The sequence below is a fragment of the Ancylobacter pratisalsi genome (assembly GCF_010669125.1).
Classification (GTDB): Bacteria; Pseudomonadota; Alphaproteobacteria; order Rhizobiales; family Xanthobacteraceae; genus Ancylobacter; species Ancylobacter pratisalsi.
The window spans coordinates 3,759,929-3,784,868 of sequence record NZ_CP048630.1 but is presented as its reverse complement, the minus strand read 5'-3'; the positions used below and the strand labels follow the sequence as shown (position 1 = coordinate 3,784,868).

At 63.3% G+C, this 24,940-nt stretch carries 27 protein-coding genes, 1 tRNA gene and 2 pseudogenes; 9 read left to right on the top strand and 21 right to left on the bottom strand.

Annotated features, from left to right (window positions below; translation table 11 throughout):
• Positions 1-15 precede the first annotated feature (15 nt).
• From pqqC to G3A50_RS17705, 6 genes and pseudogenes are all read right to left on the bottom strand, one after another.
• Positions 16-1,061, bottom strand: a pseudogene (pqqC, locus tag G3A50_RS17730) (pyrroloquinoline-quinone synthase PqqC).
• Entirely contained in the window at positions 1,058-1,975 is a 918-nt protein-coding gene (gene pqqB, locus G3A50_RS17725) for a pyrroloquinoline quinone biosynthesis protein PqqB (protein WP_210255327.1), read from the bottom strand. Before pqqB ends, pqqC begins: the two are co-directional and overlap by 4 nt.
• Before the next feature lie 59 nt (positions 1,976-2,034).
• The gene (pqqA, locus tag G3A50_RS17720; RefSeq protein WP_163077795.1) at positions 2,035-2,112 is read right to left on the bottom strand and encodes a pyrroloquinoline quinone precursor peptide PqqA; all 78 of its coding nucleotides are present in this window, start codon (positions 2,110-2,112) and stop codon (positions 2,035-2,037) included.
• 218 nt (positions 2,113-2,330) lie between these two features.
• Positions 2,331-3,020 (bottom strand): response regulator transcription factor, encoded by a 690-nt coding sequence (locus G3A50_RS17715; RefSeq protein WP_163076481.1) that lies wholly within the window; start codon positions 3,018-3,020, stop codon positions 2,331-2,333.
• Entirely contained in the window at positions 3,017-4,603 is a 1,587-nt protein-coding gene (locus G3A50_RS17710; RefSeq protein WP_246251833.1) for a sensor histidine kinase, read from the bottom strand. The genes G3A50_RS17715 and G3A50_RS17710 overlap by 4 nt, the downstream gene beginning before the upstream one ends.
• A 167-nt stretch (positions 4,604-4,770) precedes the next feature.
• Positions 4,771-4,980: a hypothetical protein gene (locus tag G3A50_RS17705; RefSeq protein WP_163076479.1), complete on the bottom strand. Its 210-nt coding sequence runs from the start codon at positions 4,978-4,980 to the stop codon at positions 4,771-4,773.
• Positions 4,981-5,471: 491 nt separating this feature from the next.
• Here G3A50_RS17705 and fae point away from each other — a divergent pair, with 491 nt between their 5' ends.
• Positions 5,472-5,978, top strand: coding sequence for a formaldehyde-activating enzyme (gene fae, locus G3A50_RS17700; RefSeq protein ID WP_163076478.1), 507 nt, complete (start codon positions 5,472-5,474; stop codon positions 5,976-5,978).
• A gap of 217 nt (positions 5,979-6,195) precedes the next feature.
• On the opposite strand, the gene G3A50_RS17695 is transcribed toward fae, so the two are convergent.
• Genes G3A50_RS17695 through G3A50_RS17680 form a run of 4 tightly spaced genes read right to left on the bottom strand, consistent with a single transcriptional unit; the run spans position 6,196 to position 9,293 of the window.
• Positions 6,196-6,918 carry an ABC transporter ATP-binding protein gene (locus tag G3A50_RS17695; protein ID WP_246251832.1) on the bottom strand — a complete coding sequence of 241 codons (723 nt, stop codon included), beginning with the start codon at positions 6,916-6,918 and terminating at the stop codon, positions 6,196-6,198.
• On the bottom strand, positions 6,915-7,664 hold the full coding sequence (locus G3A50_RS17690) for an ABC transporter permease (protein ID WP_163076476.1): 750 nt from the start codon (positions 7,662-7,664) through the stop codon (positions 6,915-6,917). The genes G3A50_RS17695 and G3A50_RS17690 overlap by 4 nt, the downstream gene beginning before the upstream one ends.
• A gap of 7 nt (positions 7,665-7,671) precedes the next feature.
• On the bottom strand, positions 7,672-8,676 hold the full coding sequence (locus tag G3A50_RS17685; RefSeq protein WP_163076475.1) for an ABC transporter substrate-binding protein: 1,005 nt from the start codon (positions 8,674-8,676) through the stop codon (positions 7,672-7,674).
• On the bottom strand, positions 8,673-9,293 hold the full coding sequence (locus tag G3A50_RS17680; RefSeq protein ID WP_246251830.1) for a DUF3280 domain-containing protein: 621 nt from the start codon (positions 9,291-9,293) through the stop codon (positions 8,673-8,675). Before G3A50_RS17680 ends, G3A50_RS17685 begins: the two co-directional genes overlap by 4 nt.
• Positions 9,294-9,664: 371 nt before the next feature.
• On the opposite strand from G3A50_RS17680, the gene G3A50_RS17675 reads away from it, so the two are divergent.
• The 6 genes from G3A50_RS17675 to G3A50_RS17650 all read left to right on the top strand — a co-directional run bounded on the left by G3A50_RS17675 (position 9,665) and on the right by G3A50_RS17650 (position 14,637).
• Positions 9,665-10,696 carry an ABC transporter substrate-binding protein gene (locus G3A50_RS17675; protein WP_246252503.1) on the top strand — a complete coding sequence of 344 codons (1,032 nt, stop codon included), beginning with the start codon at positions 9,665-9,667 and terminating at the stop codon, positions 10,694-10,696.
• Between the two features lie 27 nt (positions 10,697-10,723).
• The gene (locus tag G3A50_RS17670) at positions 10,724-11,710 is read left to right on the top strand and encodes a PQQ-dependent catabolism-associated beta-propeller protein (RefSeq protein WP_163076473.1); all 987 of its coding nucleotides are present in this window, start codon (positions 10,724-10,726) and stop codon (positions 11,708-11,710) included.
• Between the two features lie 69 nt (positions 11,711-11,779).
• Positions 11,780-12,214 (top strand): cupredoxin domain-containing protein, encoded by a 435-nt coding sequence (locus tag G3A50_RS17665; protein ID WP_163076472.1) that lies wholly within the window; start codon positions 11,780-11,782, stop codon positions 12,212-12,214.
• 78 nt (positions 12,215-12,292) lie between these two features.
• Positions 12,293-13,084, top strand: coding sequence for an ABC transporter ATP-binding protein (locus G3A50_RS17660; RefSeq protein ID WP_163076471.1), 792 nt, complete (start codon positions 12,293-12,295; stop codon positions 13,082-13,084).
• Entirely contained in the window at positions 13,081-13,923 is an 843-nt protein-coding gene (locus G3A50_RS17655) for an ABC transporter permease (RefSeq protein WP_163076470.1), read from the top strand. Before G3A50_RS17660 ends, G3A50_RS17655 begins: the two co-directional genes overlap by 4 nt.
• A 72-nt stretch (positions 13,924-13,995) precedes the next feature.
• Complete coding sequence (locus G3A50_RS17650; RefSeq protein WP_170308646.1) at positions 13,996-14,637, top strand: hypothetical protein; 642 nt, start codon at positions 13,996-13,998, stop codon at positions 14,635-14,637.
• A gap of 343 nt (positions 14,638-14,980) precedes the next feature.
• Here G3A50_RS17650 and G3A50_RS17645 read toward each other — a convergent pair whose 3' ends face one another.
• The 6 genes from G3A50_RS17645 to G3A50_RS17620 all read right to left on the bottom strand — a co-directional run bounded on the left by G3A50_RS17645 (position 14,981) and on the right by G3A50_RS17620 (position 20,855).
• The gene (locus tag G3A50_RS17645) at positions 14,981-15,571 is read right to left on the bottom strand and encodes a PQQ-dependent catabolism-associated CXXCW motif protein (RefSeq protein ID WP_163076469.1); all 591 of its coding nucleotides are present in this window, start codon (positions 15,569-15,571) and stop codon (positions 14,981-14,983) included.
• Between the two features lie 26 nt (positions 15,572-15,597).
• Positions 15,598-16,449: a quinoprotein dehydrogenase-associated putative ABC transporter substrate-binding protein gene (locus G3A50_RS17640; RefSeq protein WP_163076468.1), complete on the bottom strand. Its 852-nt coding sequence runs from the start codon at positions 16,447-16,449 to the stop codon at positions 15,598-15,600.
• A gap of 10 nt (positions 16,450-16,459) precedes the next feature.
• The gene (locus G3A50_RS17635; RefSeq protein ID WP_163076467.1) at positions 16,460-17,050 is read right to left on the bottom strand and encodes a c-type cytochrome, methanol metabolism-related; all 591 of its coding nucleotides are present in this window, start codon (positions 17,048-17,050) and stop codon (positions 16,460-16,462) included.
• A 222-nt stretch (positions 17,051-17,272) separates the two neighbouring features.
• A complete protein-coding gene (xoxF5, locus tag G3A50_RS17630) occupies positions 17,273-19,078 on the bottom strand; it encodes a lanthanide-dependent methanol dehydrogenase XoxF5 (protein WP_163076466.1) in 1,806 nt (601 codons plus the stop codon).
• 371 nt (positions 19,079-19,449) lie between these two features.
• Positions 19,450-20,412 (bottom strand): quinoprotein relay system zinc metallohydrolase 2, encoded by a 963-nt coding sequence (locus G3A50_RS17625; RefSeq protein ID WP_163076465.1) that lies wholly within the window; start codon positions 20,410-20,412, stop codon positions 19,450-19,452.
• A 38-nt stretch (positions 20,413-20,450) separates the two neighbouring features.
• A complete protein-coding gene (locus G3A50_RS17620; protein WP_210255164.1) occupies positions 20,451-20,855 on the bottom strand; it encodes a c-type cytochrome in 405 nt (134 codons plus the stop codon).
• A gap of 401 nt (positions 20,856-21,256) precedes the next feature.
• Between G3A50_RS17620 and G3A50_RS17615 the strand changes: the two genes are divergently transcribed.
• A complete protein-coding gene (locus tag G3A50_RS17615) occupies positions 21,257-22,483 on the top strand; it encodes an FAD-dependent oxidoreductase (RefSeq protein ID WP_163076463.1) in 1,227 nt (408 codons plus the stop codon).
• 163 nt (positions 22,484-22,646) lie between these two features.
• Positions 22,647-22,963, top strand: a pseudogene (locus tag G3A50_RS17610) (transposase); the annotation flags it as partial.
• A gap of 30 nt (positions 22,964-22,993) precedes the next feature.
• Here the strand turns inward: G3A50_RS17610 and G3A50_RS22870 are convergent.
• The 5 genes from G3A50_RS22870 to G3A50_RS17595 all read right to left on the bottom strand — a co-directional run bounded on the left by G3A50_RS22870 (position 22,994) and on the right by G3A50_RS17595 (position 24,902).
• Complete coding sequence (locus G3A50_RS22870) at positions 22,994-23,494, bottom strand: IS3 family transposase (protein ID WP_281355822.1); 501 nt, start codon at positions 23,492-23,494, stop codon at positions 22,994-22,996.
• An 82-nt stretch (positions 23,495-23,576) separates the two neighbouring features.
• Entirely contained in the window at positions 23,577-23,855 is a 279-nt protein-coding gene (locus tag G3A50_RS22865) for an IS3 family transposase (RefSeq protein ID WP_281355820.1), read from the bottom strand.
• A complete protein-coding gene (locus tag G3A50_RS22860) occupies positions 23,852-24,142 on the bottom strand; it encodes a transposase (RefSeq protein ID WP_281355819.1) in 291 nt (96 codons plus the stop codon). Before G3A50_RS22860 ends, G3A50_RS22865 begins: the two co-directional genes overlap by 4 nt.
• Before the next feature lie 124 nt (positions 24,143-24,266).
• Positions 24,267-24,342 (bottom strand) — tRNA-Arg (locus tag G3A50_RS17600).
• Positions 24,343-24,440: 98 nt separating this feature from the next.
• Positions 24,441-24,902: a MarR family winged helix-turn-helix transcriptional regulator gene (locus tag G3A50_RS17595; protein ID WP_425483479.1), complete on the bottom strand. Its 462-nt coding sequence runs from the start codon at positions 24,900-24,902 to the stop codon at positions 24,441-24,443.
• Between the last annotated feature and the right edge of the window lie 38 nt (positions 24,903-24,940).

The window sequence follows — 24,940 nt, the reverse complement described above, 5'->3', positions numbered from 1 at the left end:
GGGCGGCGGCGACGTTCATGATGCCGCATCCCCGATCGGCGAGGGCATGGTTTCGATGATGCCCTTCTCCTTAAGCCCGGCAAGGAAGGCGTCGACATCGGCAGCGACCCGCTCGCGATCCACCGAGAAGGCGGTCACCAGCTCATCGACGATGCTGTCGATCGTGCGCATGCCATCCACCTTTTTCAGGATCTCGACGGCGACCGGGTCGGGGTTCAGCACCTTTTCGGGTGCCAGCAGCACCCACTGCCCGCGCGCTTCGTCGTGACGAAGGCGCACGCCGCGCACAAGCTTGGGAACGTCGGTCGCGGCTAGGCTTTGGGTCATCGCGTTTCCTTCGGCGCGAATGCACCGGGATAGGCCATTTTGGGGTCGACATAGGCGAAGTAGAGCGCATCGAGCTGCACCCACAGCACGTTGCACTTGAATTCGAGCGCACGGATCGCAGCTTCCTGCTGCTCCGGGGTGCGCGCGTTTTTCTTCACGTAGTCGAGCGCGAAATCGGCATCGCGGGGCGCTTGCGTGAGGCGCTTCTCGAAATAGGCCAGCGTCTGCTCGGAAACGAAATCATAGTTCTTCAGCATGCCCGCGACACGCTCGCCGATGATGCCCGGCGAAAACATCTCCGTGAGCGAGGAGGCGATGGCCTCCAGCAGCGACTTCTCGCGCACGAAGTGCACATAGGCGTCCACCGCGAAGCGCGTGGCCGGCAGCAGGCCGCGCAACGAGGTGACGTATTCGCGGTCAAGGCCCAGCCCGTCGGTGAGCGTCAGCCAGCGCGCAATGCCGCCCTCCCCGTCATGGTCGCCATCATGGTCGATAATGCGCTGGCGCCAGACCCGGCGCAGCTCGGCCTCTTCCATCCGGGCGAGGATGGAAGAATCCTTCACGGGGATCATCGCCTGATAGTAGTAGCGATTGAGGGCCCAGGCCTGCACCTGGCCGAAGTCGAGCTTGCCATCGTGAAGCAGCCGGTGAAACGGGTGCAGGTTGTGATAGCGCCGCCGGCCGACATCGCGCAGGCGCGCCTCCAACTCGTCAGGCGTCATCAGCGTGGTCATAGGGCGATCTCCATCCCGTCCTCGGCTATTTCCCAGCCGGCCCGGTTCGCCGCGACGCGCTCGTGCGAGCCGTCGATCAGCACCGGGTTTGTGTTGTTGATGTGCACATAGATGCGCCGGCCGATGTCGATATCCGCCAGCGCGGCCATCGAACCGTCGGAACCCGACATGCTCATGTGGCCCATGCGCCGCCCGGTCTTCTCGCTTAGGCCCGCGCGGATCATCTCGTCGTCGCGCCACAGAGTGCCGTCGAAGAGAACAGCATCGGCCCCGGAAAGACGCGCGGCCAGTGCCTCGGTGAGCATGGCGCAGCCGGGAATATAAAGAACCCGCTTGCCGCCGGCCTTGAACTCGACGCCGATGGTCTGCTCACCCTCGATATCGGTGGCCAGGCGCCCCTTCTCGGCCTGCTCGCGCGCCTCAAGATAGAGCGCGATCTTTCCCGGCACAGGAAAGATGGTCGCGGTAACGCCTGCCACCAATTCGAAGGACGTTCCGAGTTCCACGGCGTGGCGCTCCACCGTTCCTTCGGCCAATACGTCGAAGGCGCTGTTGGCGCTGAGCACAGCATGCACGGCGGGCGTCGCCAAAAGCCTGAAAGGCTGCCCCTCGCGCAGGCTGAGAAGCCCGGCGACGTGGTCAATATCGGCATTTGTGAGCAGCACAGAGGCCACCGGCGTATGCCGGCGGCCTCCTCGCGGATGCAGTGCCGGCACAGTCTGAATTTGCGCGAGGACTTCGGGCGCGCAGTTCACCAATGCCCACCTCTCGCCATCCGCGGTGACCGCAATGGACGACTGGGTCCGACGGCGGACACGGGGATCACCATCCCAGGCGAGGGTGCAAACCGGACATCGGCAGTTCCATTGGGGGAATCCCCCTCCGGCTGCCGAGCCGAGCACAGTGAGGCGCAGGCGAGACACGGTCATGAGCTTGGACAGGTCAGAACCGCGTCAGCCGGCACCTCTCGGGCTCAGAAGTCAGCCGGATAATAGGCGTTGACTTCCATGCCGACGCAAATTTCGACGATACGCGGAGTGTTCCAGGCCATTTCATCCTCCTCATTCTGTTGCTTTCCATTATGCTTCTAAGAAATTCATAAGAAGCTTAATGGACTTGCGGTTGTTTTACCGCATGAAAGAGTGTGGGGACTATTCCACATCACGTCAAGTATTGCTTCAGACATTCATCTAGAAAGGCGACTTGGCACACATTATACCAGCATTACTCTTAAGCGCCGAAGCTGACGTAATGCGGAAAGAACCAGCGTCAACCGGGCTCCGGCTCAAACATGAAGCCCCGACCGCGCACGGTCACGATCATGTGCGTGCCTTCCGGGAGCGCTTCCGCGAGCTTGTGGCGCAGATAGCCGACATAGACGTCGACAACATTGAGAGACGCGCCGCCGTGGCCGGCCCACAAGGCGGTGAAAATGTCCGCGCGCGCCAGGGGCTCGCCGGCATGGCGCATCAGCAGTGCCAGCAGCTCGATTTCCCGCTCGGTCAGACGCACGCGCGTGGAGCCGAACTGGGCCTGACGGGTCTCCAGATCGAGCGTGAGTCCGCCGACGGTCAGCACGCGCGGCTCGGCCTCGTCATTGGTGCGGCGCAGCGCCTGCACCCGCACCCGCGCGAGCAGTTCCTCGAACGCGAAGGGCTTGACGATGTAGTCGTCCGCGCCCGCCAGCAGCCCTTCGGTGCGCTCATTCACGCTGGACCGGGCGGAGAGCATGATGATCGGCGCGGTCTGACCGCCCGCACGCAGCGCGCGGCACACCTCTATACCCGAGCGGCCGGGCAACATCACATCGAGGATGATCGCCTGCAGCGCCTTGCCATTGGCCGCCTTCAGGGCTTCTTCGCCATCGCCGACGAGTTCGACCTGATAGCTCTCCGAGGCGAAACCTCTGCGCAGCAGCGAACCGATGTCGGGATCGTCCTCGACGATCAGAATGGTCATTGGGCGGCCTCCAGACAGATGTCGGTCTCAGGTGAAGGAAGACGAACGGTCACGCATGTCCCGCTCTGCCCGCCCTCTTCCCGGCCGGTCTTGCTTTCTATTTCGATCTGACCGCCATGGCGGTCGACGATCCACTTGGCAAGGGCGAGGCCGATGCCGAACCCCGTGCCCTCGCGCCCACCCGCTGCTCCGCGCCAGAAGCGCTCGAACACATGAGGCAGCTCTTCGGCAGGGATACCCGAGCCGCTGTCGCAGACGCGCAGGACGATCGCGCCCTGCTCCCCGGCGGCGTCGATCCGGATGCTCGAACCAGCTGATGAATGGCGTATCGCATTCGCAACCAGCCCGTCCAGCGTCTGGCGCAGCCAGTCGCGGTCGGCGTTGAGAAGAAGCCCTTCCTGCGCCTCGGCAAGCACGAGCGAGAGCCCCGCACCACGCGCCAGCGGGGACATGCTCTCGCGCACCTCCTCCATCAGATCGCGCACCGGAAACAGCGAACGCTCAAGCTCGATCTGTCCGCTCTCGGAACGGGCGATCCGCAGCAGGTCCTCCACGCGGCGATGGAGCCTGCGGGCTCGGTTCTGGATGGTGATCAGCGCCGCACGCAGTTCATCCTCCGGCGGGTGCGCACCCCGCAGGGTTATTTCGGCCTCCCCCAGAATAACGGTCAACGGCGTGCGCAGCTCATGGCTGACATCCGTGAAGAACCGGCGGCGCGCGAGGTCGACGCTTTCAAGCCGGGTATTGGCGGCCCGAAGCTCGGCCGTACGCGCATCCACGATTTCCTGGAGCGTTCTCTGCGCCGCGACCAGCCGGGCCTCGCGACGCGCAAGCTGCGCCGCCATGCGGTTGAACCGCGCCATGGCCAGGCTGAGCTCGTCATGCCCGGTGACGGTGAGACGCGTATCGGTGCGCCCCTGCGACAGAGCGGAAGCGGCCGTCGCCACGTCGGCCACACGATGGACCAGCGACCGCCCAAGCCTCTGATAGACGAACACCGCGACCAGAAACGCGATGAGCACCCCGCTGAGGCCCCAGCGCAGTGTCCGGTCGCGCAGCTGCGCGACGGCAGACTGCGCCTCGTGCGCGGCCACACGCTCGTCTTCCATCGCCTGGCCAAGCGGCGCCCCGAAGCCGGCGGCGAAGACATCGAGCGCCACCCGGACGCCGTCGGCGGGATCGGGTCGCAGAAAGGCCGTTTCAATCTGGCGATCCAGAACCTCGAACTGGGCCCGAAGCCGGGCCACGGTCCGGCTGCGCGCCGCCATCAGCGTGCGCTGCTCCTCGTCACCCATCCGGCCGACATCCGCGCCAAGCGCGTTTTCAAATCTCTGGAAGGAAGATTGTACCGCACGCCGGACAGCCGTCATCGCCCCCTGCTGGCGCAGCTGCGGATCGTGCGCGGAACGCAACGCTACGACGGCATAGTCGCCTATGCGCCCGGAAATGCCAGACAGCAGCTCAAGCCTGTTCTGGGCATTGACCAGACGGTCGACCTGCACATTCGCCGCGCCAAGCGTCGTCACCAGCATAGCCGTGGACGCGGCCGTCACCAGAACCGCAACGGCAAGAAGCAGCGCCATGCGCGCTCGAAGTGACGAAAAAGACAGGCGCCCCATGCCTCAGTCCCGTATGCGCCGCCCGGTTCCAACCGAGGTGACGTCGGGATACTCACACGGACGGGCCTGCCGCGCACGCTGCGGCGCAACACAAAAGCGGTTGCGAAGACGCTATCGAGCGCGAGGAGCGGTCAGATGTCCTGTCCGCCCACGCCCGGCCGGCCGCAGCGCCACTTCAGCACCTTCCACTTGGGATGGGTCTGGCTCCACTCGGCGATGGCCGGCATCGCCGTCATTACGCACTGGGTCGGGACGGGAGCCTGCTCCATCGAAACGGAAAGGGCTTCCTCGCGGCAAACTCCGGGACTGGCAACGAGGCAGATCGACAAGATGAGTTCCATAAGCTGGTTCCTTTGGCGCTAGCCAGAACCCCCTGCGTTCCCCTTCCTTCCGAAGTAAGTGCCGAGTGGCGCCTTCCGGTTTTTATCCGGCCCCTCCGGTGCAACGAACACGAGAGCAAGAACGAGGCCAATAAGGTTGGCTGACATGTATACGTCAACCCGAACGTGGGCGGATCACTTCATCGCCCGACGTTTGACCATTGCCGTGCGGATTTGAACATTCTTTGGACATGCCCCCAATTTCCTCAGCCGGCAGGTGCGGCAAACGGCCCGTGGCCCCAGAGGGCGGAAAGCGGCCGCGGAGCCGGAACGGGCGGAAGAATCCCTTGCAGTCAAAGGCGAAGCGAGACAGTCTCTCGCCTGTCACGTGTCTGGTCGCGCTATCGGGCCAACCGGTTTGGTGTTCCAAACGCTGCAACAAAGATAGCCGGGACATTTGAGAGGGGCATTTCCTGCCCCTTGATCATGAAACCCCGTCTGGGAGGATTTAGATGGCCAAGATCAACAAGGTACTCATCGGTGAGTCGCTGGTTGGCGACGGCAACGAAGTTGCGCATATCGACCTCATCATTGGTCCGCGCGGCTCTGCTGCGGAAAGTGCCTTCCTCAATGCGCTCACCAACAACAAGGACGGCTTCACCTCGCTTCTCGCCGTGGTGACCCCGAACCTGCTCGCCAAACCGAACACGATCCTGTTCAACAAAGTGACCATCAAGGACGCCCGTCAGGCGGTTCAGATGTTCGGCCCGGCCCAGTATGCCGTCGCCAAGGCTGTCGTCGACAGCGTCGCCGAAGGCGTGATCCCGGAAGAAGAAGCCGACGACCTGTTCATTTCGGTCGGCGTGTTCATCCACTGGGAAGCTTCGGACGACGCCAAGATCCAGCAGTTCAACTATGAGGCCACCAAGGAGGCGCTCAAGCGCGCCGTGGATGGCGAGCCGAAGATCAAGGACGTGCTGGCCAAGGCCGGCTCCGCCAAGCATCCGTTCGCCGCTTAGATCGGAAGCAACCCTGGACAGACAATAGCACCGCCCGCGGCCCAGCATCCGAAGGGCCTGCTCCAGCGGTTGGCGGCGATTTTCCTCGATAAGTGACGGCGGCTTCCGCCGCTGCTTTCTGGATGGAGAAGACGGGCTCCGCCCTCTCCGATCGACCGACTTCCTCAAAGCCCGGGGCTAAGGCGCTCCGGGCTTTTTCATGCCGCGGTGGTGGAATTCAGTCTGCCACGGAGAGCCCGACCCGGCGCCTGAAGGCCTCCACCCTGGCCGTGCTTGCCCGGTCCTGCGGCGTGAGGTCGTCCACCACATCGAGAGCCACCCGGGCGGGCGCGCCCTCCAGCAGGACGATCCGGCTGGCAAGCGCCGCCGCCTCGTTGCCGTCATGTGTCACGAACAGCACCGTCGCGGCACGTTTCAGCAACAGGGAGCGCAGGAGCAGACGCAGCCGCGTGGCGCTTGCCTCATCCAGCGAGACGAAGGGTTCGTCCATCAGCAACACGTCCGGCCCGATGACGAAGGCGCGCGCCAGCGCGACCCGGCGCTGCTGCCCGAGCGACAGTCTCTCCGGATACGCATCCGCCAGATCGGCAAGGCCGACCTCGTGCAGCATCGCCAGCCCCCCTTCGCGCGCCGCGGGCCCGGACGGCAGCGGCAGAACCACGTTCTCGAGAACCGTCCGCCACGGCAGGAGACGCGGGCTCTGGAAGGCATAGGCGATGCGCGGTGACGGCGAACCAAAGTTCACGTCCCCCCGGAACGCGGTGTCGAGACCGGCCACGATATTGAGAAGCGTGGTCTTTCCCAGCCCCGACGCGCCGAGCAGCACGACGAATTCATGCGCGGCCACATCGAGCCGGAAGTCGTGGAAAATCTCGCGCGCCGGTGCGCCACCGACCGAGGGATAGCGTTTATCTGCGATGGTCAGGGAAATCGACGTCATCGCCGCCACCTGTTCGCCCAACGTTCCCATGGCTGGAGCAACGCGATCTCGATGAACTGCACGACCACCGTGAAGGCCAGCGCATACGCCAGCACGGTGGCGACATCGAACAGCTGGAAGGCGGTCTGCAAGGCGAACCCGACCCCGTTGGAACGCCCGAGCAGCTCCACCACAAGCACGATCTTCCAGGTCAGCGCGAGGCCGGAGCGCGCGCTGGCGGTGAAGAAGGGCACAAGCTGGGGCAAGGTGACGTCGCGCAGCGCCTTGAACGCGGGAATGCGGTAGACTCGCGCCATCTCGTCGAGATCGCGTGACAGCGCGGCCGCGCCCTCGCGCATCGTGACCGCAACGTTGGGAATCTTGTTGATGGCAACGGCGGTTATCGCCGCGACCTCAGTGAGCCCGAACCAGACATAACAAAGGATGATGATCACCAGCGCCGGCAGGTTCAGCAGCACGATCAGCCATGGGCCGAACAGTTCGTTGAGCTGCCGCGACCGGCCGAGCATGATTCCGACAGCCGAGCCCACCACCATGGCGAGGGCGAAACTCACGGCGACCCGCGCCAGAGTGATGGCGATATTGGTCTGAAGCGCCCCCTGCGCCGCCGCCTGCTCCATCGCCTTCATCACAGCGGGAGGCCCGGGCAACAGGGGAGACGCCAGCCACCAGGCAGCCACCTGCCAGACCAGCACAAGCATGAGCAGCGAGAACGCGGTCAGCAGCAGGCGAAAAGCCGTGGACACCGCCGGCTCACTCCCCCGACGGTGCGAAGAGACCGCGATCGAACGCCGGGTTCGGCCCGACCAGCTCGGGTCCGCCAATATCGGCCAACACCTTGTAGAGAGCGGCGCAGGACGCGCGCTGAGCTTCCCCGAAGCTGCCCGGAATGCCCATACGGTAATAGTCGCAGAGCTTTCGAAACTCGGCATCATTGGCCGCCTGCATCAGCGGGCGAATGCGCTCCCACGCTGCGTCGGAGGTGGCCAGCACGCGATTGGCAGCGGCCGCCGCGCGCAGGAAGGCGGCAATGGCCGCGCCCTTCTCGGCCAGGATCGCCTCGCGCCAAACATAGCCCACAAGCGGCGGCGCGGGGTCGATGCCCAGCCCCACGATCACGTCCTTCACATCAAGCAGACGCGTATAGCCCTTGGCATCCAGCCGCGCCGCATAGGGCCAGAAGGTCAACACCGCGTCGATGCGGCCGAGCTCAAGCTGCTGGTTCACCAGCGGCGGCGCGCCGTAGACCGGCTCGGCAACCTGGGCGAGATCCGCGCCGATCTGCTTTTCGCCATAAGCGCGCAGCAGCAGCCAGCTCTTGTCCAATGCACCACCGGCAACGCCGAGCCGGCGCCCGCGCAGGTCTGCGAGCGTTTTCACCGGCCCGTCCGCCGCCACCATCAGCGCGCCGAGGGCATTCGAAAACGGTGCAAAGCGCAGGCGCTCGCCATCGGCGCGCCGACGCATCGCCCATAGCCAGTCGGTGACGATGAGATCGATGTCTCCCGCCTGCAGCCCCACCGTCGTCGCCTGGCCGCTGGCGAAGTCGACACTGTCCAGTACAAGACCTTCCCTGGCGCCGAGCTTTTCCGCCTCGATGGTGGCAATCAACCAGTTCAGCGTGCCAAACTTCAGCGCGCCGATCCGCAGCGTGCCCACGGACGCGCCACTTTGCGCACGAGCGGATATGGGCAGCAGCGCGAGGCCCGCCGCCGCCGCGAGAAAATGACGACGAGGAAACATCGGGTGGCCCGTCATGGCGTCGCCTTGCCGGTCAGAGGTGGATCGAACAGTCGATTGCGCATGAGGTAGGAGACCCCGCGCATCCAGGATTCGTCGGTGTTGTTGCGAATATCGACACTTCCCGCGCGCAGCACCTTGCCATCCGCCACGTCGCGGAGCTGGAAATTGATGTTGAGTATGAGGTTGGACACCTTCTGCACCAACCCGATCACCTCGATATCGGCACCAAGCCGACGCGCGATGCGCAGCTCACAGCTATTGCAGTTACGAAATGGCGTCTGCTCCTCGATCTGGGCTTTCTCGGGCGCCAGGTCGAGGACCTGATAGCCCATCTCGGAGAGCTTCCGGCGCATCGCATCGGAGATGAGCGCAAGACGATGCGCCTCTTCCGGTTTCGGACCATTGAGGCCGGCTTCGCCGCTGGTATCGAACAGTTCGAAGTCAAACACCGCCACGCGTGTGGCCGCTGCGGCAGCGGACACGCCAAGGGCGAAGACGCAGATGCCTGCCGCTATGGCGCCGGCGACGCGCGTGAGACTGTTCATCCCGGACGGACTCCCTTGCGCGATTTGTTTCATCGCCTGGGCCAGATCATATCGCTCAACACGGTTGCCGCAACTGATGACGATCAAAACTCCGTCACATATTCAGGAATAATTCCAATATAAATGCGGCAATCTTACAGTCTTATTAAATTCTTATACTTTCTATTGTGTTGAATACTCAGATGTCTTTGATAGACTTTCTTGGAAGATGACGGAACGTCAAATCCGCCTCCCAAAAAGAACGCATCAGGGACGAAATGCCAATGAATTGGATGGCGAACGCCGCGGTTGCGGGGTGCCTCTTGGGTGTGTGTGCCGCTGCCCCCGTCATGGCCCAGCAGCCTGCCTCGCCGCCGTTGGCCGCAAAACCGGCGGCTGCGATTCCGCCTGCGCAGACGTTCAAGATCGGCGTGGTGAGGCAATTGCCAGAGCCACCGCCATGGATCGCGCCGTTGCAGATGCCGCCGGATGATCTCGGCATTGCCGGGGCCGAACTTGGCATTCGCGACAGTCTCACCAGCGGCCGGTTTCTCAAACTCGACTATCAGCTCACCTCCGAGATCGTGCCCACGGATGGCGACCCGTTGGCGGCGGCACAGAAGCTGGTCGACGCGGGCAATGCCTATCTCCTGCTCGATGTGCCCGCGGATCAGTTGCTGCGGATAGCTGACGCGATGAAGGGCCGAAAGGTCGCCCTGATCAATGTCGGCGCGACCGATGATCGCCTGCGCCAGGAGGACTGCCGGGCCAACGTGTTCCACGTCGCCCCCAGCCGCTCGATGTTGACGGACGCGCTGGCCCAGTTTCTCGTCACCAAGCGCTGGCGCAACTGGTTCCTGATGATTGGTCGTACCGATGGGGACAAGCTCTATGCCGAAGCGGTGCGGCGCTCGGCGAAGAAGTTCGGCGCCAAGATCGTTGCCGAGAAGGTGTGGGACTACGGGCCGGATGCGCGCGCCACGGCCCAGTCCGAGGTGCCCCGCGGCACCCAGGTTGGCGACTATGATCTGCTGATCGTGGCGGACGAACTCGGCGAATTCGGCGACATCCTGCCCTACAACACCTGGCTCGCGCGCCCGATCGCCGGCACACAGGGGCTGATGCCGCTCTCTTGGCACCCCACTATGGAGAACTGGGGCGCCGCGCAGTTGCAGAGCCGCTTCTTCAAGCAGTCCAAGCGGATGATGCAGCCAATGGACTTCCAGATGTGGCAGGGCGTGTTCGCGATCGGCTCAGCGGGGCTGAAGACCCGCGACAGCGATCCGGAAAAGGTGGAAGCGCTGTTGCTTTCGCCGGATTACGACCTGCCGGTCTTCAAGGGCGTCGCCGCCAGTTTCCGCGACTGGGACCATCAGCTGCGCCAGCCGATCTTACTGACCCATGCCACCAACACGGTGACGCTCTCGCCGCAGGCGGGGTTTCTCCACCAGGTCACGCCACTCGACACGCTCGGCTTCGACAGACCCGAGACGAAGTGCAAATTCAATTAAAAATCAAATGTTTGCCAGGAGGAACCGATGAAACGCCCGATCACGCTCCCAGCCGGACTTGCCGTGCTGGCAGGGCTTTTGATGGTCGACGCAATGCCGGCGCAGGCTGATTCCCGCGCCTTCATTTCCAATGAGCGCGACCACACGATGAGCGTGGTCGACATGGACAGCCTCAAGGTCATCAAGACCATCAAGACCGGCCGCCGGCCCCGCGGCATCACCGCCAGTCCGGATGGCAAGCTGATCTATCTGTGCGCGTCCGACGACAACCGTGTCGAAGTCTACGATTCACAGACCCTCGAGCTGGTGAAATCACTGCGCTCAGGTCCCGACCCCGAGCTGTTCGTGCTGCACCCGTCCGGCAATCCGCTCTATATCGCCAACGAAGACGACAACATGGTCACGGTGGTCAATGTCGAGAACAACGACCTGATCGCCGAGATTCCGGTAGGCGTGGAGCCGGAGGGCATGGGCGTCAGCCCGGACGGGAAGTACCTCGTCAACACCTCCGAAACCACCAACATGGCGCATGTGATCGACACCAGCACCAACGAGATCATCGAGAATATCCTGGTCGATTCACGCCCGCGCATCGCCGAATTCTCGAAGGACGGCAAGCAGCTTTGGATCTCCTCCGAGGTCGGCGGCACTGTGGCGGTGGTCGATCCGACGACATGGAAGATCATCAAGAAGATCTCGTTCAAGATTCCGGGCGTGGCCGATGAGGCCATCCAGCCGGTCGGGGTGCGTCTCACCAAGGATGGCTCCAAGGCCTTTGTCGCGCTCGGGCCCGCCAATCGCGTGGCGGTGGTAAACTCGAAGACGTTTGAAGTGGAGAAGTACCTGCTCGTCGGCCAGCGTGTCTGGCAGCTCGGCTTCACCCCGGACGAGAAGCTGCTCATCTCCACCAATGGCAACTCCAACGACATCTCGGTGATCGATGTGGCGTCGGAGAAGGTCACCAAATCGGTCACTGTCGGCCGCGCGCCCTGGGGCGTCGTGATTGTGCCCTAGCCGCCGCGTGCTGCGCGCCCGCAACAGAAGACAGAACTGCCGAAACAGACAGTCTCCGAAGGATTCGACATGACAAGAACCCTCGCTTTAGTGACGGCGACCGCCCTATCCCTGACCCTGGCCGCAACGGCGGCTCGCGCCGAAGGCGACATGACGCTGAAACCTACTGAACTCGAGGAACTTACCGTCGGGCTGGGCGATGCCGGCTACGGCGTTTCACAGAAGACCTATGAGTTGGAGACCGGCACGTCCTACTCGCTCATGATCAAGTCGACCGGCAACAAGGAATGCGCCTGGCAGTCGCCCGGACTTTTCCAGAGCATCTTCCTGCGCAAGGTCGAGGCTGGCGGCATGGAGATCAAGGCGATCCACCTCACCGAACTCGAATTCGAGGAGGAGGGCGAGGCTGAGATGTTCTTCGTGCCGATCAAGCCCGGAACCTTCGCCTGGTACTGCAAGGGCATGGAAGAGCGTGGCATGAGCGGCGAATTCGTCGTCAGATGAGACAGATCGTTTCAGCTCTTTGAGAATGCGGCTGGTCCCCGGCCGCGTGCCGGGGCTCTCCTTCCCGATCGGAATCCGATGACGGCTGTGCCGACCACTCCACCCCTCGACGCCTCGCCCCCCGCGAGGGTGCCGGCGCTCGCCGTCTCCGGCGTCACCCATCGTTTCGGCGACCGAAAGGCGCTCGACGACGTGACGCTGCGCGTGCCGGCAGGCAGCTTCACGGCACTGCTCGGCCCCAATGGTGCAGGCAAGACGACGCTGTTCTCGCTTGTCACCCGGCTCTACGACAACCGCAGTGGCTCGATCGAGGTGCTGGGCCGCGACGTCCGGTTGCAAGCCGCCGCGGCCCTCAGCCAGCTGGGCGTGGTTTTTCAGGCGCGCACGCTCGATCTCGAACTGAGCGTGCTGCAAAATCTGCTCTATCACGCCACCCTGCACGGCATCGGCTTCGCCAAGGGGCGCCAGCGAGCGATGGAGGTGCTGGCGCGAGCCGGCCTCGCCGATCGCGCCCGCGACAAGGTGCGAACGCTTTCCGGTGGGCAGATGCGCCGGGTCGAGATTGCCCGTGCCTTGATCCATCGCCCCCGGCTGCTGCTGCTCGACGAACCCACCGTTGGCCTCGACATTGCCTCGCGCGCCGCGCTCCTTGAGCAGGTCCGCTCGCTGGTTTCCGATGACGGCATAGGCGTGCTGTGGGCAACCCACATCATCGAGGAGATTATGCCCGGCGACCGGGTTGTCGTGCTTCATCGCGGCAAGGTGCGGGCCGAGGGAACGTTCGATGAGGTCTCGGCCATGGTGGAGGCTTCCTCGCTCTCCGCCGCGTTTCTGGCTCTGGTCGGCGAACAGGCGGGCGGGGCGATATGAGCAATCCCGGTGATCGCTTCCGCCTCCCTCCTTCGGGCTATCTCATCTGCCTCGCCGGCATCTGCTGGCGGGAGGGTCTGCGCTTCCTCAACCAGCGCAGCCGGTTCCTCTCGGCGCTGGTGCGCCCGCTGGTGTGGCTGTTCATCTTCGCCGCCGGCTTCCGCTCGGTGCTGGGGGTCTCGATCATCCCGCCCTATGAGACCTACGTGCTCTACGAGGTCTATGTGACGCCCGGTCTGGTGGCGATGATCCAGCTTTTCAACGGCCTGCAGTCCTCGCTGTCCATGGTCTACGACCGTGAGGTCGGCGCGATGCGGATACTTCTCGTCAGCCCCTATCCGCGCTGGTTCCTGCTGGCCTCAAAACTCATAGCCGGCATCTGCGTATCGCTGCTGCAGGTCTACGCCTTCCTGTTCGTCGCCTGGTTCTGGGAGGTCGAGATTCCTCCCATCGGCTACCTGACCGTACTTCCCGCGCTCATGCTTTCAGGCCTGATGCTCGGCGCGATGGGGTTGCTGATGTCGTCGATGTTCCGACAGATGGAGAACTTCGCGAGCGTGATGAACTTCGTCATCTTCCCGATGTTCTTCGCCTCCTCCGCGCTCTATCCGCTGTGGCGGGTGCAGGAGAGCAGCCTGGTGCTGTGGTGGATCTGCACGCTCAATCCCTTCAGCTATGCGGTTGAGCTGATACGCTTCTCACTTTACGGCCAGTTCGAGCCACTTGCGGCGGCGGTCGTTTCCGGCTGCGCTCTGGTCTTCCTTGGCGCGGCAATTTTCGCCTACGATCCCTCCGCTGGGGTGATGACCCGGCGCGGCGGGCCTGACAACGCCAAATAGGCCCGACGCACACGACCGGTCATCAACAGCCAGAAAAACAACCAAAACCAGATCGCTTTCGAGGACGCCCAGATGCCAGCCCGCACACCCCGCCATCCACGCCATGTCCCGCTTCGCCTGATCGGGGCACTCGCGCTTCTAGCCACCGCCTCCCCCACCCTCGCCGCCAGCAGTTCCGATCCGCTCTGGCCCTGCATCCAGCCCAAGGTGCCCACCCTTGCCGCCGCGCAAATGTGGGCAGGGCCGCCGATTGAAAATCTCAACTGGCGGTCGGACCCACAGATCTCGGAACTGGTGCCGATCATCGCCGCGCGCCGCACGCCAATGGACGAGGCCGATACCCTGATCGACGCCTTCGCCGCCGACGCCGGCGCCAACAAGAAGACGCGCCTGACGTTGCTCTTCGCCGGTGTGTTCGATGAGATCAACACGCTGCGCAGCCGCATCCTTTCCGGCATCGAGCGCTACTCCCAGCATCAGATCGACCTCGCCAAGCGCATCAAGGAAGAGAGCCTCTCGCTCGCCAAGGCCAAAAAGGCCGCGACCTCCGACGACGACAAGGCGAAGACCGCCGAACTCGAGAAGAAGGTTCTTTGGGACACGCGCATCTACGATGCACGCAATCAGGCCGTGACAGCCGTCTGTGAGAGTCCGGTGATACTGGAACAGCGCATCTTCGCGCTGTCACGGTCGATCCAGAATGTGATGGAATAAGGCAGCGGCGGCGGGGGTTCGCCGGCATCCGCCGTGCCGGTTGGCGATAGAGGCCCGTGGCAAGCGAGGACTCCCCGCTCGCCATGACAAACACCGACGTCTCGACAACTCGCCCTGGCGAGAATCGCGGACGCCACGCGGGCGGGACGTAGCGCGATCGGGAGCCTGTACGCAGGGAGCCGACCGACATGGAACCGGTTCCGGCACCGGGATGGCCGAAAAGCCAGCCGCTCCCAAATCCACAAGTGTGAGAGAGATCCGCTTGGTCAGGTGTTCAGTGAGGCGCTTGGCCCGCTCACCGCATCTCCCGCAGACGATCAGGGCACGAAATGGACGGGCATTCTCACTCGACGGGTTTGGCCACTTCCAGCGGTAACCCGGCTTCCGCCCAACCGTCGCTGCCGCCAGGATACCAGGTGATGTTGGCGTAGCCGTATTCCATCGCCCGCTTGGCGGCGTTCCAGCTCATCCAGCAATCGGTCTTGCAGTAGAACACCAGAGGCGCATCTTTTCGGCCCTCGGTGATGCCCGCGAGGCCGCGCCGGAAATAACTATCCATCTCGGCGTTCAGAACGCCGTAGCCGACATTTGGAAGCCAGACGCTGCCCGGCACGTCCTCGCGCTTCTTGTCACGCCAGATCGTGCCAGCCGGCAGATTGGGCGGCTTCACGTCGCGAGGCATCACATCGACGAAGACGGCCGCCTTGTCATTCCACAGGCGATGGGCCTGCGCCGTATCGACAACCTGCGCGCCCCGCAGGCTTGCCGGCGTGGGAGCGCGGTAATTCTCCATCCGGTAGCCGTCGGGCTCGGGCACCGCGACATTCGCCGCCACTTGGCCGGCGACGGGCGACATGGCGACCAGGACCAGTGCGAGGCCCGCCATTCCGATCCAGGCGAGGCGCGTCAGTGGCGGTTCGTGGTGCGGACTCATGCTGCCTCTCCCGCCACCACCCTCACTTAAGGTGCTGGCTCGATCGGTCGGTTCTGGGAATCGAGCAGCGGAACGCCGTATTCCGCGAGAATGCGGTTGATGGCCTCCTGCTCCTCGGTGATGAAACCGTTGAGCTGGTGCTTCCAGTTCAGCTCACCGGGCCTGATTCCGAAGGTAATTCGATAGATCAGCGAGGGGTCGCCCTTCTCTTTCACCAACGGAACCACGACCAACGGCACGTCGGACGCTTTGGCGAAATAGCCCCCGATCGGTCCCCACAGGATGCCGGCGTCGATCGTGCCGTCATCGATGTCGGAGATCATCGTCTCCGCAGGACTGTCGAAACGCCGATCGACCATGAAGGAATAAGGCCGTGCGCCGGCCATCAACCCGTTTCGGGCCAGCAGATCCGCAGGCGGCGTACCGGCAATGACACCGATATGCCGGCCCTTGAGCCGCGGATCCTCCAGCGTGTCGACTCCCGCGAGGTCGCCATCCTTCTTCGTCACCAAGACCCAGGCTGAGCGATAATAGGGGTTGGTGTTGAGCACCGGATCGCCACCCGCCACATAGCCCATCACCACATCGCAGCGCTTCGACGCCAGCGTCATCCGGTAGAAGCCGGTGGCCTGAGGAAACCAGGTGTAGTCGAGCGTCAGACCAAGCTTGCTGGCCAGCAGCTCGGCGATCTTGTTCTCGAAGCCTGCCCCCTCCTCATTGGTGAAGGGCATGTTCGCTGGATCCGCGCAGACGCGCAGCGTCGAGCGGTCCACGAGATCCGACACCTGAGCCTGTACCGGCACGGCGAACCCAAGTGAGGCGACGATCAGACCCGCCACCACCGGGAAGCCCCACCGCGATGGGGCGTGCGCGAACATCGCCGCGCCCTCAGCTCGGTCGTCCGAAGCACTGGTTTTCATTGTCGGTATACGCCTTGAGCTTGTCCTCACGGCTGCTCGGCCGGACACGACCAAGAGCACCGTCGGCACGTGCCTTCAGGTAGATGTAGATGTCATCGAGATAGCACATGACATTGTTGTTCTGGCCGAAGGCGGGCATGACCTGATCCGCCGTTCCGACGCCGACGTTCTTCTTGCCGTTGACGACGATCTCCATGAACTGCTCGTAGCTCAGCCTCTTCAGCGACTCCGCCAGCGCCGGCGCGTAGGACGAGCCCATGCCATCGGGGCCGTGACAGACATGGCACTCGGCATGGTAGCGGCGATATCCGCTGTAGGTGTACCAGTCGACCGTCCCGTCCTTGCCGATATTGTAAGTCGGCGAGCCATCCGGCAGCGTGTACTTGCCCAGATCATCCTTTTCCTTCACCACGGGTTCCGCAGCCGGCGCGGTCGCGGTCGCGTCCTCGGCGTGGGATGCAATCGGCATCGCGAGAGTGGCCGCGAGGACCAGGGCCGACACACCAGCAGATGCCGGCAGAATGCCGGAGGCACGCCATCCGCGAACAAGGTTCTTCATCGATCAGTCTCCTCAGGCCACCGGAATGCCGGGGTTCGGCTAGGCCGGCACCAGCCGGTCACATGGCAACAGAACGCGCCAAAGCTCGGAATTGTTGTAAGAATTTCATAAACTTAAGTGCCCCGAGACAGCGGGGCCCGGCGCACCGGACAAGCCGGCGGCCAGGCCCCCTACTGCATCGGAAAGACGCTCCCGTTCAGGGAGCACCCTCCAGGCACGTCCTCAGTTCGGCAGCGCGAACACCGTGAGCTGACCACCCAGGTTGGTGTAGCTCGACAGAGCCGCATAGCCGCCCACCGCACCGAGACCGGCGTTCGGGTCGGTCAGGCCAGCCGCGAGGCCGATACCCGCCCATCCACCGACGCCCGACAGGATGGCGATGTACTGCTTGCCGTCATGCGTATAGGTGGTGACGTTGCCGATGATGCCCGACGGGGTCTTGAACTTGTAGAGTTCCTTGCCCGTCTTGGCGTCAACCGCCTTCAGGTAGCCCTCGAGGGTGCCGTAGAAGACCACGTCGCCCGCAGTGGCGAGTGCACCAGACCACACCGAGAACGGCTCAGGCAGCGACCAGACGATCTTGCCCTTGGTGTTGTCCCAGGCGATGAAGTTGCCCATGCCGCCATGGCTGTTCGGCGCGGGGAACATCGACAGCGTCGCACCGACATAGGGCTGGCCCGCCGTATAGCTGACGCGGAACGGCTCGTAGTCCATGCAGACGTGGTTGGTGGGCACGTAGAACAGGTTGGTCTTGGGCGAATACGACGCCGGCTGCTGGTCCTTGGTACCCAGAGCCGCCGGGCAGATGCCCTTGGTGTTCACGTCCTCGCCACCATCCTGCGTCGAGTACTTGGCGACGACCAGCGGACGACCATAGGTCGGGCTGTTCTTGTCCATGTCGACCTTGGTGGCCCAGTTCACCGCCGGATCGAACTTCTCGGCGACAAGAAGCTCGCCGGTCACGCGATCCAAGGTGTAGCCGAAGCCGTTACGGTCGAAATGGGTGAGGAGCTTGCGCGGCTTGCCGTCGAACTGCTGATCCGTGAGGATCATCTCGTTCACGCCGTCAAAGTCCCACTCGTCATGGGGGGTCATCTGGTAGACCCACTTGGCCATGCCGGTGTCGGCGTCACGCGCCCAGATGGTCATCGACCACTTGTTGTCGCCGGGACGCTGGGCCGGGTTCCAGGTCGAGGGGTTGCCCGAGCCGTAATAGACCAGATTGGTCTCAGGATCGTAGGAATACCAACCCCAGGTACAACCGCCACCGATCTTCCACTGATCGCCTTCCCAGGTCTTCAGCGACGAATCCTTGCCGATCGGCTTGCCGAGAGCCGTGGTCTTCTCAGGGTCGACCAGCAGTTCGCTGTCAGGCCCCATCGAATAACCGCGCCACATCTGCTTGCCGGTCTTGGTGTCGTAAGCGGTGACGTGGCAGCGCACGCCGAACTCACCACCGGAGATACCGACGATGACCTTGTCCTTCACCGGCAGAACGGTCGCGGTGTTGGTCTCGCCCTTCTTCGGATCGCCATTGACGACGGACCACTTCTTCTCGCCGGTCATGGCGTCGAGCGCGACAAGAGTGGTGTCCGCCTGATGCAGGAAGATCATGCCGTCAGAATAGGCGAGACCGCGATTGACGGTATCGCAGCACATCACCGGAATGACGTTCGGGTCCTGCTTCGGCTCGTATTTCCACACGATGCGACCATCATTGTTGAGGTCGAGCGCGTAGACGATGTTTGGGAACGGCGTATGTACGTACATCATGTCGCCGATGATGAGCGGACCGCCTTCATGGCCGCGCAGCACACCGGTTGAGAACGTCCACGCCACCTGGAGCTTGCCGACGTTTCCAGCGTTGATCTGGTCAAGCTTGGAATAACGCGTATTGGCGTAGTCACCGGTCTGAATACCCCACTGTCCGGGGTCTTTCATGATAGTCATCAGCCCGTCATTGGCCACGGCGGGCCAAGCATAGGCTGCCGCAGCAGTCACGAATGCTGCTGCCAGAACCTTGCGCATGCCTAATCTCCTCCTGAACGATCCTCCGGGACCGACCTATAGGTCGACCCGTCGCGGCTTATTGCCGTTCTGAGCTTTTGTCCTCGGCAGCGTGTCACGACCGGCTGGGGGAGAAGCAGCCGGATCTTCACGGGGGCCTCCGCCCCAAGCTGGCCTACGAACCGGATCGAAGGAATTACCTTCGAAAGCCGTTGAAGCCGAAGACAAGGAGAAAGCTAATCCGAATTCCAGCAACGCGCAATAAGAACTCTTATGAGAAACATGTCTTATTATGATTTTGCTGCAACTGCGAAAGATATACAGTATACCAGATAGCTATACTCAAATATCCCCACGTGCACCGCATCATTCTCACGGTGCAGTGCAGCAAATCATTCCCATTCCAGTTCGTGGTAGGCCGCAATCGCGTTACGGGCGTTGAACTCGCCGAACAGCGACCACGAGCCGCTTTCGGAAGCAGCGGCAGCGGCCGGCGCGTCGCCCATTGGCTGCCCGGCGGCGATGAGTCGCCTGACGTCATCGCGAAGGGCGTCCAGGTAGCGGCGCTCGGGTTCCGCCGCCAGCGGCCAGGCGACGCGGGCGGGTCCATGCCCGGGAACAACACCCGCCGCAGGTTCCTGGGTAAGCACGTCAAGCAGCCTGAGCCAGCCCAGCAGGCTTCCATCCAGGGTCGGCACATGACCGACAAAGAGCAGATCGCCGAGCAGCCATGTACCAGTGCGGCGGTCGCGAATGGTCAGGTCATTGTCGGTGTGCGCGGTCGGGCGCGCCACGAGCTCAAGGATTCGCCCGCCAAGATCGAGCGTAAGCTGATCCTCGACCAAAATGTCCGGCAGCACGATCCGCGTGCCCCTCGCCGCTTCTCCCAGTACCCGCTCCACCTGAGCAAGATAGGTATCGGCGCGCATCGACAGGGCGCGGGGCATCTTGTGGTGCCCGACGAACCGTACGCCCTCTCCCTCGAACGCGGCATTTCCCAGCGTGTGGTCGGGGTGCATATGGGTGTTGATCACATAACGTAACGGGCGATCCGTCACCGCCCGAACCGCCTCGAACATACGCTCGCCGGCGAGCTTGCTGTTGCCGGTGTCGACCACCGCCGCGGCATCGGTGCCGACGATAAGTGTCATGTTGGCGATGGCTCCGCCGTTCGACGGCGCCAGAAGTTCATAGGGAGCGCGGAAGACATGGATTCCCTCCGCCACTTCCTCCAGTGCCAAGGCTGAGCCAGAGGCATGGGCCACCGGCGCGGCGAGCACAGGCCCGCCGCCCGCCGCCAAAGCGGCCGCGATGGTCAGGAAGCGACGGCGATCCGGCCCGGGCACGTCCGGCATAAGAGCCTCCGCGCGCAGCCGCGCGGCACCCGCGACAGCTACTTCTTGGTGCCATCCTCGTTGAAGCCCGACAGGTAGGCAATAAGATTGACCCGGTCGGATTCCTTGGGCAGACCCGCAAACACCATCTTGACGCCGGGCATGTAGCTCCGCGGATTCGTGAGATAGGCGTCGAGGACTTCGGCGGTCCACACATCGCCCTTGGCGTTGTGCTCCTTCAACGTGTCGGAATAGTTGAAGCCTTCCACCGCGCCCATCTTGCGCCCCACGATGCCGTTGAGCTCGGGGCCGACCTTGTTCTTGGCACCTTCGCCAACGGCGTGGCAGGCCATGCATTTCTTGAACACATTGGCGCCCTTGGCGGGATCACCCTCGGGGCTCTGAGCGAGAGCAGCGGTCGTACCCAGCGCAAGCAGGGCGGCAGCAGTGATGAAGCGGTTCATGGCGTCCTTCCAGGCAGAATTCATTCGTGGCGCCCTTATGACGGGGCTTGATGAGCGGCCTACCTCGCCGCACTCACTTAGAATGATGCCAGACGCAAAAAGGTCCAGCCCCGACATTCGTTCATAGCGAGCAGCATGTCGTCGCGGGCACCGTCGATCGATGCCCGCGACACCATCCTCTCACGCCCGACACCTTGCGTGCCAACATCTTCATGACATTCCGCCCCAACGGATCGGTTGCGTCGAAATATCCCACCTGTCGGAAGGCACGATGCGTGCGCCCCCTGCATGTGCCGAAGGCACCACATGCAGGGCTTTCTCGCTCGAGCGGTAGCGCTCCGGGATTTGAGCCGCGGCGAGGCAGGCTCGATGAATCGCAGGGGATGAGCTAAAATCGGCATATGGATTCCCTTCAAACAGGTTGCGTTGTCGTCGGCGCCGGACCGGGCGGCCTCATGCTCGGTCTCCTGCTTGCACGCGCCGGGGTGGACGTTACTGTCCTTGAAAAGCATGGCGACTTCCTGCGCGATTTCCGGGGTGACACGATCCACCCCTCCACACTGGAAATCATGCGCGAGCTGGATCTTCTCGACGGTCTGCTCACCCTTCCACACACGCAAGCACCGAAGCTTCATGCCGAGATCGGCGGACGCGACATAACCATCGCCGATTTCTCGCGCCTACCGACCCGGTGCCGGTTCATCGCGTTCATGCCGCAGTGGGAGTTTCTCGACTATGTGGCGCGCGAAGCGAGCCGCTATCCGAACTTCCGGCTGCTGATTCAGGCCGAGGTCACCAACCTCCTGGAAGACGCCGGGCGGATTGTCGGGCTCAAAGCGACGACACCCAATGGCGACGTCGAGGTGCGCGCAGCACTGGTCGTCGGAGCAGATGGACGCCACTCCGTGGTTCGGAGAGAAGCCGGACTGGAGGTGGAGAGCTTCGGTAGCCCCAGCGATGTCCTCTGGATGAAGCTGTCCCACCAGCCCGATGATCCCCCCTACACGATGGGGCATGGCGGGCCGCGCCAGGGGTTCGTCATGGTCGATCGCGGCGACTATTGGCAATGTGGCTATGTCGTGCGCAAGGGCGGCTTCGCAGAGGTGAAGGCGGCCGGCCTTGATGCCTTCCGCAAGGCGGTCGCCAGCGTTTCCCCCCTCCCCGCCGCACGAATGGATGAAGTTCGCGAATGGGGGGACCTGCATCTGCTCAGCGTTCGGATCGACCGGCTCAAGCGCTGGTGGCGACCGGGGCTGATCTGCATCGGCGATGCCGCACACGCCATGTCGCCGATTGGCGGCTTTGGCGTGAACCTGGCGATTCAGGACGCCGTGGCCTGTGCCAACCTCCTTGCTCGACCGCTGCGGGACGGCAATGTGAGCGACCGCGCCCTCGCCGCCGTCGAGGCGCGACGCTCCTTCCCGACGAAGGCAACGCAGAAGTTGCAGCTGATGATGCGCCGCGACCGCCGCAAACGGGAGGACGTGAACGGCGCGGCAAGCGAGGCGCCCGCGCGCACAGGCCCGCCGGCCTTCTTGCGCTGGATCGCACGCTGGCCGGTCCTCGCCCATCTGTCAGGAAGGCTGATCGGCCTTGGCTTTCGTCAGGAGCACGTGAAAACGCGGTAGCAGCGACCGCGCCGTGTCAGCGCCCGTCGAGCCTCATGATGCCCCAAGGACTCGAGCGATGGCTCGGATGGCCGCACGCAAGTGATCTGATCCCCGAAAACTGGACCGTTTGAAGCTGGAGTTTTCCGCGCCAAAATCCCTTGGCTGAGAGGAGCGGAAGACGATGAAGGCATCGAAGTTTTCAGAGGTGCAGAAGGTGCTCATCCTGAAGCAGGGAGCGGATGGCGTGCCGGTGGCGGATATCCGCCGGCGAGCCGGGATCAGCCAGGCGAGCTACTTCAAGTGGAAGAAGAAGTATGAGGAGCTCGCCCCGCTCGAGATGCGTCGGCTGAGGAAGCTCGTCGCGGACCTCTCGCTCGACCGTGAGATGCTGCAGGATATCGTCCGCCAAAAAGTCCGAGGCCTGGTCGCAAGCGCGAATTCGTCGGTATGATGTGTGGCGAGTGGCAGGTGTCGATCCGCCGGGCCTGCGCGGCTCTGTGGCCTGCTGCCGGTTCTATGGACACCCGGTTAGGCTAATTCGACCTTCATTTCGAACTCGGCCGGGCTGACGTAGCCGATGGTCGAGTACCTGCGAACCGTGTTGTAGAAGCGCTCGATGTAATCAAACACATCGGCCCGGGCGGCGTCACGGGTTCGGTAGACCTTGCCCCTAATCCGTTCGGTCTTGAGCGAAGAGAAGAAGCTCTCCATTGCTGCATTGTCCCACACGTTGCCGGATCGGCTCATGGAACATGTGACGCCGTTTTCGGCCAGCAGTTCCTGGAGGTGCTGGCTCGCGTATTGGCTGCCCTGATCCGAGTGGTGGAGCAAGGCATCCGGCTTGCCGCGGCGCCAGATCGTCATGACGAGCGCGTCGGTGACAAGCGCTGCGGTCATCTCGGCCTTCATCGACCAGCCGACGACGCGTCGCGAGAAGAGGTCAATGACCGCTGCCACGTAGAGCCAGCCCTCAGCCGTCCATACGTAGGTGAAGTCGGCGATCCACCGCTGGTTCGGGCGCCCTTGCATGGAACTCACGATCAAGCGTGTTGGGAGCGATTGTCGAGCGCTGGCCCTCATCTTTGGGCAAGGTGCGCCGGCGTGGCCTCGCTCACAGCGCCTGAGCCCGCATGAGCCGCTCGATGCAATGGAGGCCACAATCGACCCCATCCGCCGGTACATCTCGCCATACGCGACGAGCGCCGTAGGTGCGATCCGAGCCAACGAAGCTCGCACGCACCAGAGTGCCGATCTTCTCATCATCCCGAGTGCGCTGGCTGGGATGGCGCGCAAGCCAGGCGTGGAACCCGGAGCGGGAGACGTCCAGCGCTTCGCACAGCCATGCCACCGGCCAGATACCCCGGTGCTTCGCGATGAAGGCGAACCTCATGTCGCCTCCCTCGCGAAGTAGGCTGCGGCCTTTTTTAGGATGTCGCGCTCCGCCTTGAGTTTGGTCACCTCGCGCCGTAGCCGGTCAATCTCAAGCTGCTCCGGCTTCACCTGACCCCGCCCGGGGAAGGCCTGCGCCGGATCGGCGCCAAACTTCCGCACCCATTTGCGCACCACATTCTCATGGACATCAAGGTCCCGAGCCGACTGTGCCACGCTGACCCCTCGGTCCCTGATCAGGCGAACCGCCTCGACCTTGAACTCCCGGCCAAACTTCCGTCGTTGCATCTGCTGCCTCCAGCTTCATGAAAACACCCTAACAGGGCGTCCACGAAACCGGCAGCAGGCCAGTTGCGAGGACCGCTTCCTCAGCGGTTCTTGGCTTCCTACCCAAGGACCTTGGCAACAAGGTTGGCGCGCCCGCCACCCTCCGAACGTGTGGCCGCCACCTTCGGAAGGTGGCGCTCTATCCAACTGAGATACGACGCATCTCACATTGCCAAGTCCGACCGACCTCTGCAGGTGAATGGATTCGACGGCGGTCATGTCGGCCTCTCTGCGGTCCAGTTGAAACGCCGACGGCATGTCACAGTGCCGCGAGTGCATTGGCATAGCGGCGAAGCGATTGTCCGAGGGCGCTGACCTCTTGCTCCGACCAGCCGGTGAGCGCTTCGCGGGCCAGTCTTTCTCGCGCGTCGTCAATCTTCCGAGCCATTGCCTGGCCTGCCGACGTCGCATGCAATTCACGCTGACGGCCATCGGTCGCGCTGGGACGCCGCTCAAGCAGGCCGAGCGCCACCAGCTTGGCGATCTGACGGCTAACGGTGCTGTGGTCGCGTCCGACGCGCGCGGCAAGTTCCACGACACCGATCCGCCCCACCCTTTCCGTCAGGACAAGCAGCGGAAACAGCGCCCGGTCCAGCCTGATCCCCGCTTCTTCTATCAGCCGCTCGTCACGGTCGGGACGGTTGATCACGGCAACGATATCCAGAACGGCATCATGAAGCTCAGCCAGCAACGCCTTACTCGGTGTATTTTGCACGGATATTGACTCCACGTGAAAAGCATATAAACGTGCATTATGCA

What these genes read in the sequence shown, in the direction of transcription:
- pqqA (WP_163077795.1), bottom strand. Translation starts at nt 2,112, where the DNA reads ATGGCCTGGAACACTCCGCGTATCGTCGAAATTTGCGTCGGCATGGAA.
- G3A50_RS17715 (WP_163076481.1), bottom strand. Translation starts at nt 3,020, where the DNA reads ATGACCATTCTGATCGTCGAGGACGATCCCGACATCGGTTCGCTGCTG.
- G3A50_RS17710 (WP_246251833.1), bottom strand. Translation starts at nt 4,603, where the DNA reads ATGGCGCTGCTTCTTGCCGTTGCGGTTCTGGTGACGGCCGCGTCCACG.
- G3A50_RS17705 (WP_163076479.1), bottom strand. Translation starts at nt 4,980, where the DNA reads ATGGAACTCATCTTGTCGATCTGCCTCGTTGCCAGTCCCGGAGTTTGC.
- fae (WP_163076478.1), top strand. Translation starts at nt 5,472, where the DNA reads ATGGCCAAGATCAACAAGGTACTCATCGGTGAGTCGCTGGTTGGCGAC.
- G3A50_RS17695 (WP_246251832.1), bottom strand. Translation starts at nt 6,918, where the DNA reads ATGACGTCGATTTCCCTGACCATCGCAGATAAACGCTATCCCTCGGTC.
- G3A50_RS17685 (WP_163076475.1), bottom strand. Translation starts at nt 8,676, where the DNA reads ATGACGGGCCACCCGATGTTTCCTCGTCGTCATTTTCTCGCGGCGGCG.
- G3A50_RS17675 (WP_246252503.1), top strand. Translation starts at nt 9,665, where the DNA reads ATGCCGCCGGATGATCTCGGCATTGCCGGGGCCGAACTTGGCATTCGC.
- G3A50_RS17670 (WP_163076473.1), top strand. Translation starts at nt 10,724, where the DNA reads ATGAAACGCCCGATCACGCTCCCAGCCGGACTTGCCGTGCTGGCAGGG.
- G3A50_RS17665 (WP_163076472.1), top strand. Translation starts at nt 11,780, where the DNA reads ATGACAAGAACCCTCGCTTTAGTGACGGCGACCGCCCTATCCCTGACC.
- G3A50_RS17660 (WP_163076471.1), top strand. Translation starts at nt 12,293, where the DNA reads ATGACGGCTGTGCCGACCACTCCACCCCTCGACGCCTCGCCCCCCGCG.
- G3A50_RS17655 (WP_163076470.1), top strand. Translation starts at nt 13,081, where the DNA reads ATGAGCAATCCCGGTGATCGCTTCCGCCTCCCTCCTTCGGGCTATCTC.
- G3A50_RS17650 (WP_170308646.1), top strand. Translation starts at nt 13,996, where the DNA reads ATGCCAGCCCGCACACCCCGCCATCCACGCCATGTCCCGCTTCGCCTG.
- G3A50_RS17645 (WP_163076469.1), bottom strand. Translation starts at nt 15,571, where the DNA reads ATGAGTCCGCACCACGAACCGCCACTGACGCGCCTCGCCTGGATCGGA.
- G3A50_RS17640 (WP_163076468.1), bottom strand. Translation starts at nt 16,449, where the DNA reads ATGTTCGCGCACGCCCCATCGCGGTGGGGCTTCCCGGTGGTGGCGGGT.
- G3A50_RS17635 (WP_163076467.1), bottom strand. Translation starts at nt 17,050, where the DNA reads ATGAAGAACCTTGTTCGCGGATGGCGTGCCTCCGGCATTCTGCCGGCA.
- xoxF5 (WP_163076466.1), bottom strand. Translation starts at nt 19,078, where the DNA reads ATGCGCAAGGTTCTGGCAGCAGCATTCGTGACTGCTGCGGCAGCCTAT.
- G3A50_RS17625 (WP_163076465.1), bottom strand. Translation starts at nt 20,412, where the DNA reads ATGCCGGACGTGCCCGGGCCGGATCGCCGTCGCTTCCTGACCATCGCG.
- G3A50_RS17620 (WP_210255164.1), bottom strand. Translation starts at nt 20,855, where the DNA reads ATGAACCGCTTCATCACTGCTGCCGCCCTGCTTGCGCTGGGTACGACC.
- G3A50_RS17615 (WP_163076463.1), top strand. Translation starts at nt 21,257, where the DNA reads ATGGATTCCCTTCAAACAGGTTGCGTTGTCGTCGGCGCCGGACCGGGC.
- G3A50_RS22870 (WP_281355822.1), bottom strand. Translation starts at nt 23,494, where the DNA reads ATGCAAGGGCGCCCGAACCAGCGGTGGATCGCCGACTTCACCTACGTA.
- G3A50_RS22865 (WP_281355820.1), bottom strand. Translation starts at nt 23,855, where the DNA reads ATGAGGTTCGCCTTCATCGCGAAGCACCGGGGTATCTGGCCGGTGGCA.
- G3A50_RS22860 (WP_281355819.1), bottom strand. Translation starts at nt 24,142, where the DNA reads ATGCAACGACGGAAGTTTGGCCGGGAGTTCAAGGTCGAGGCGGTTCGC.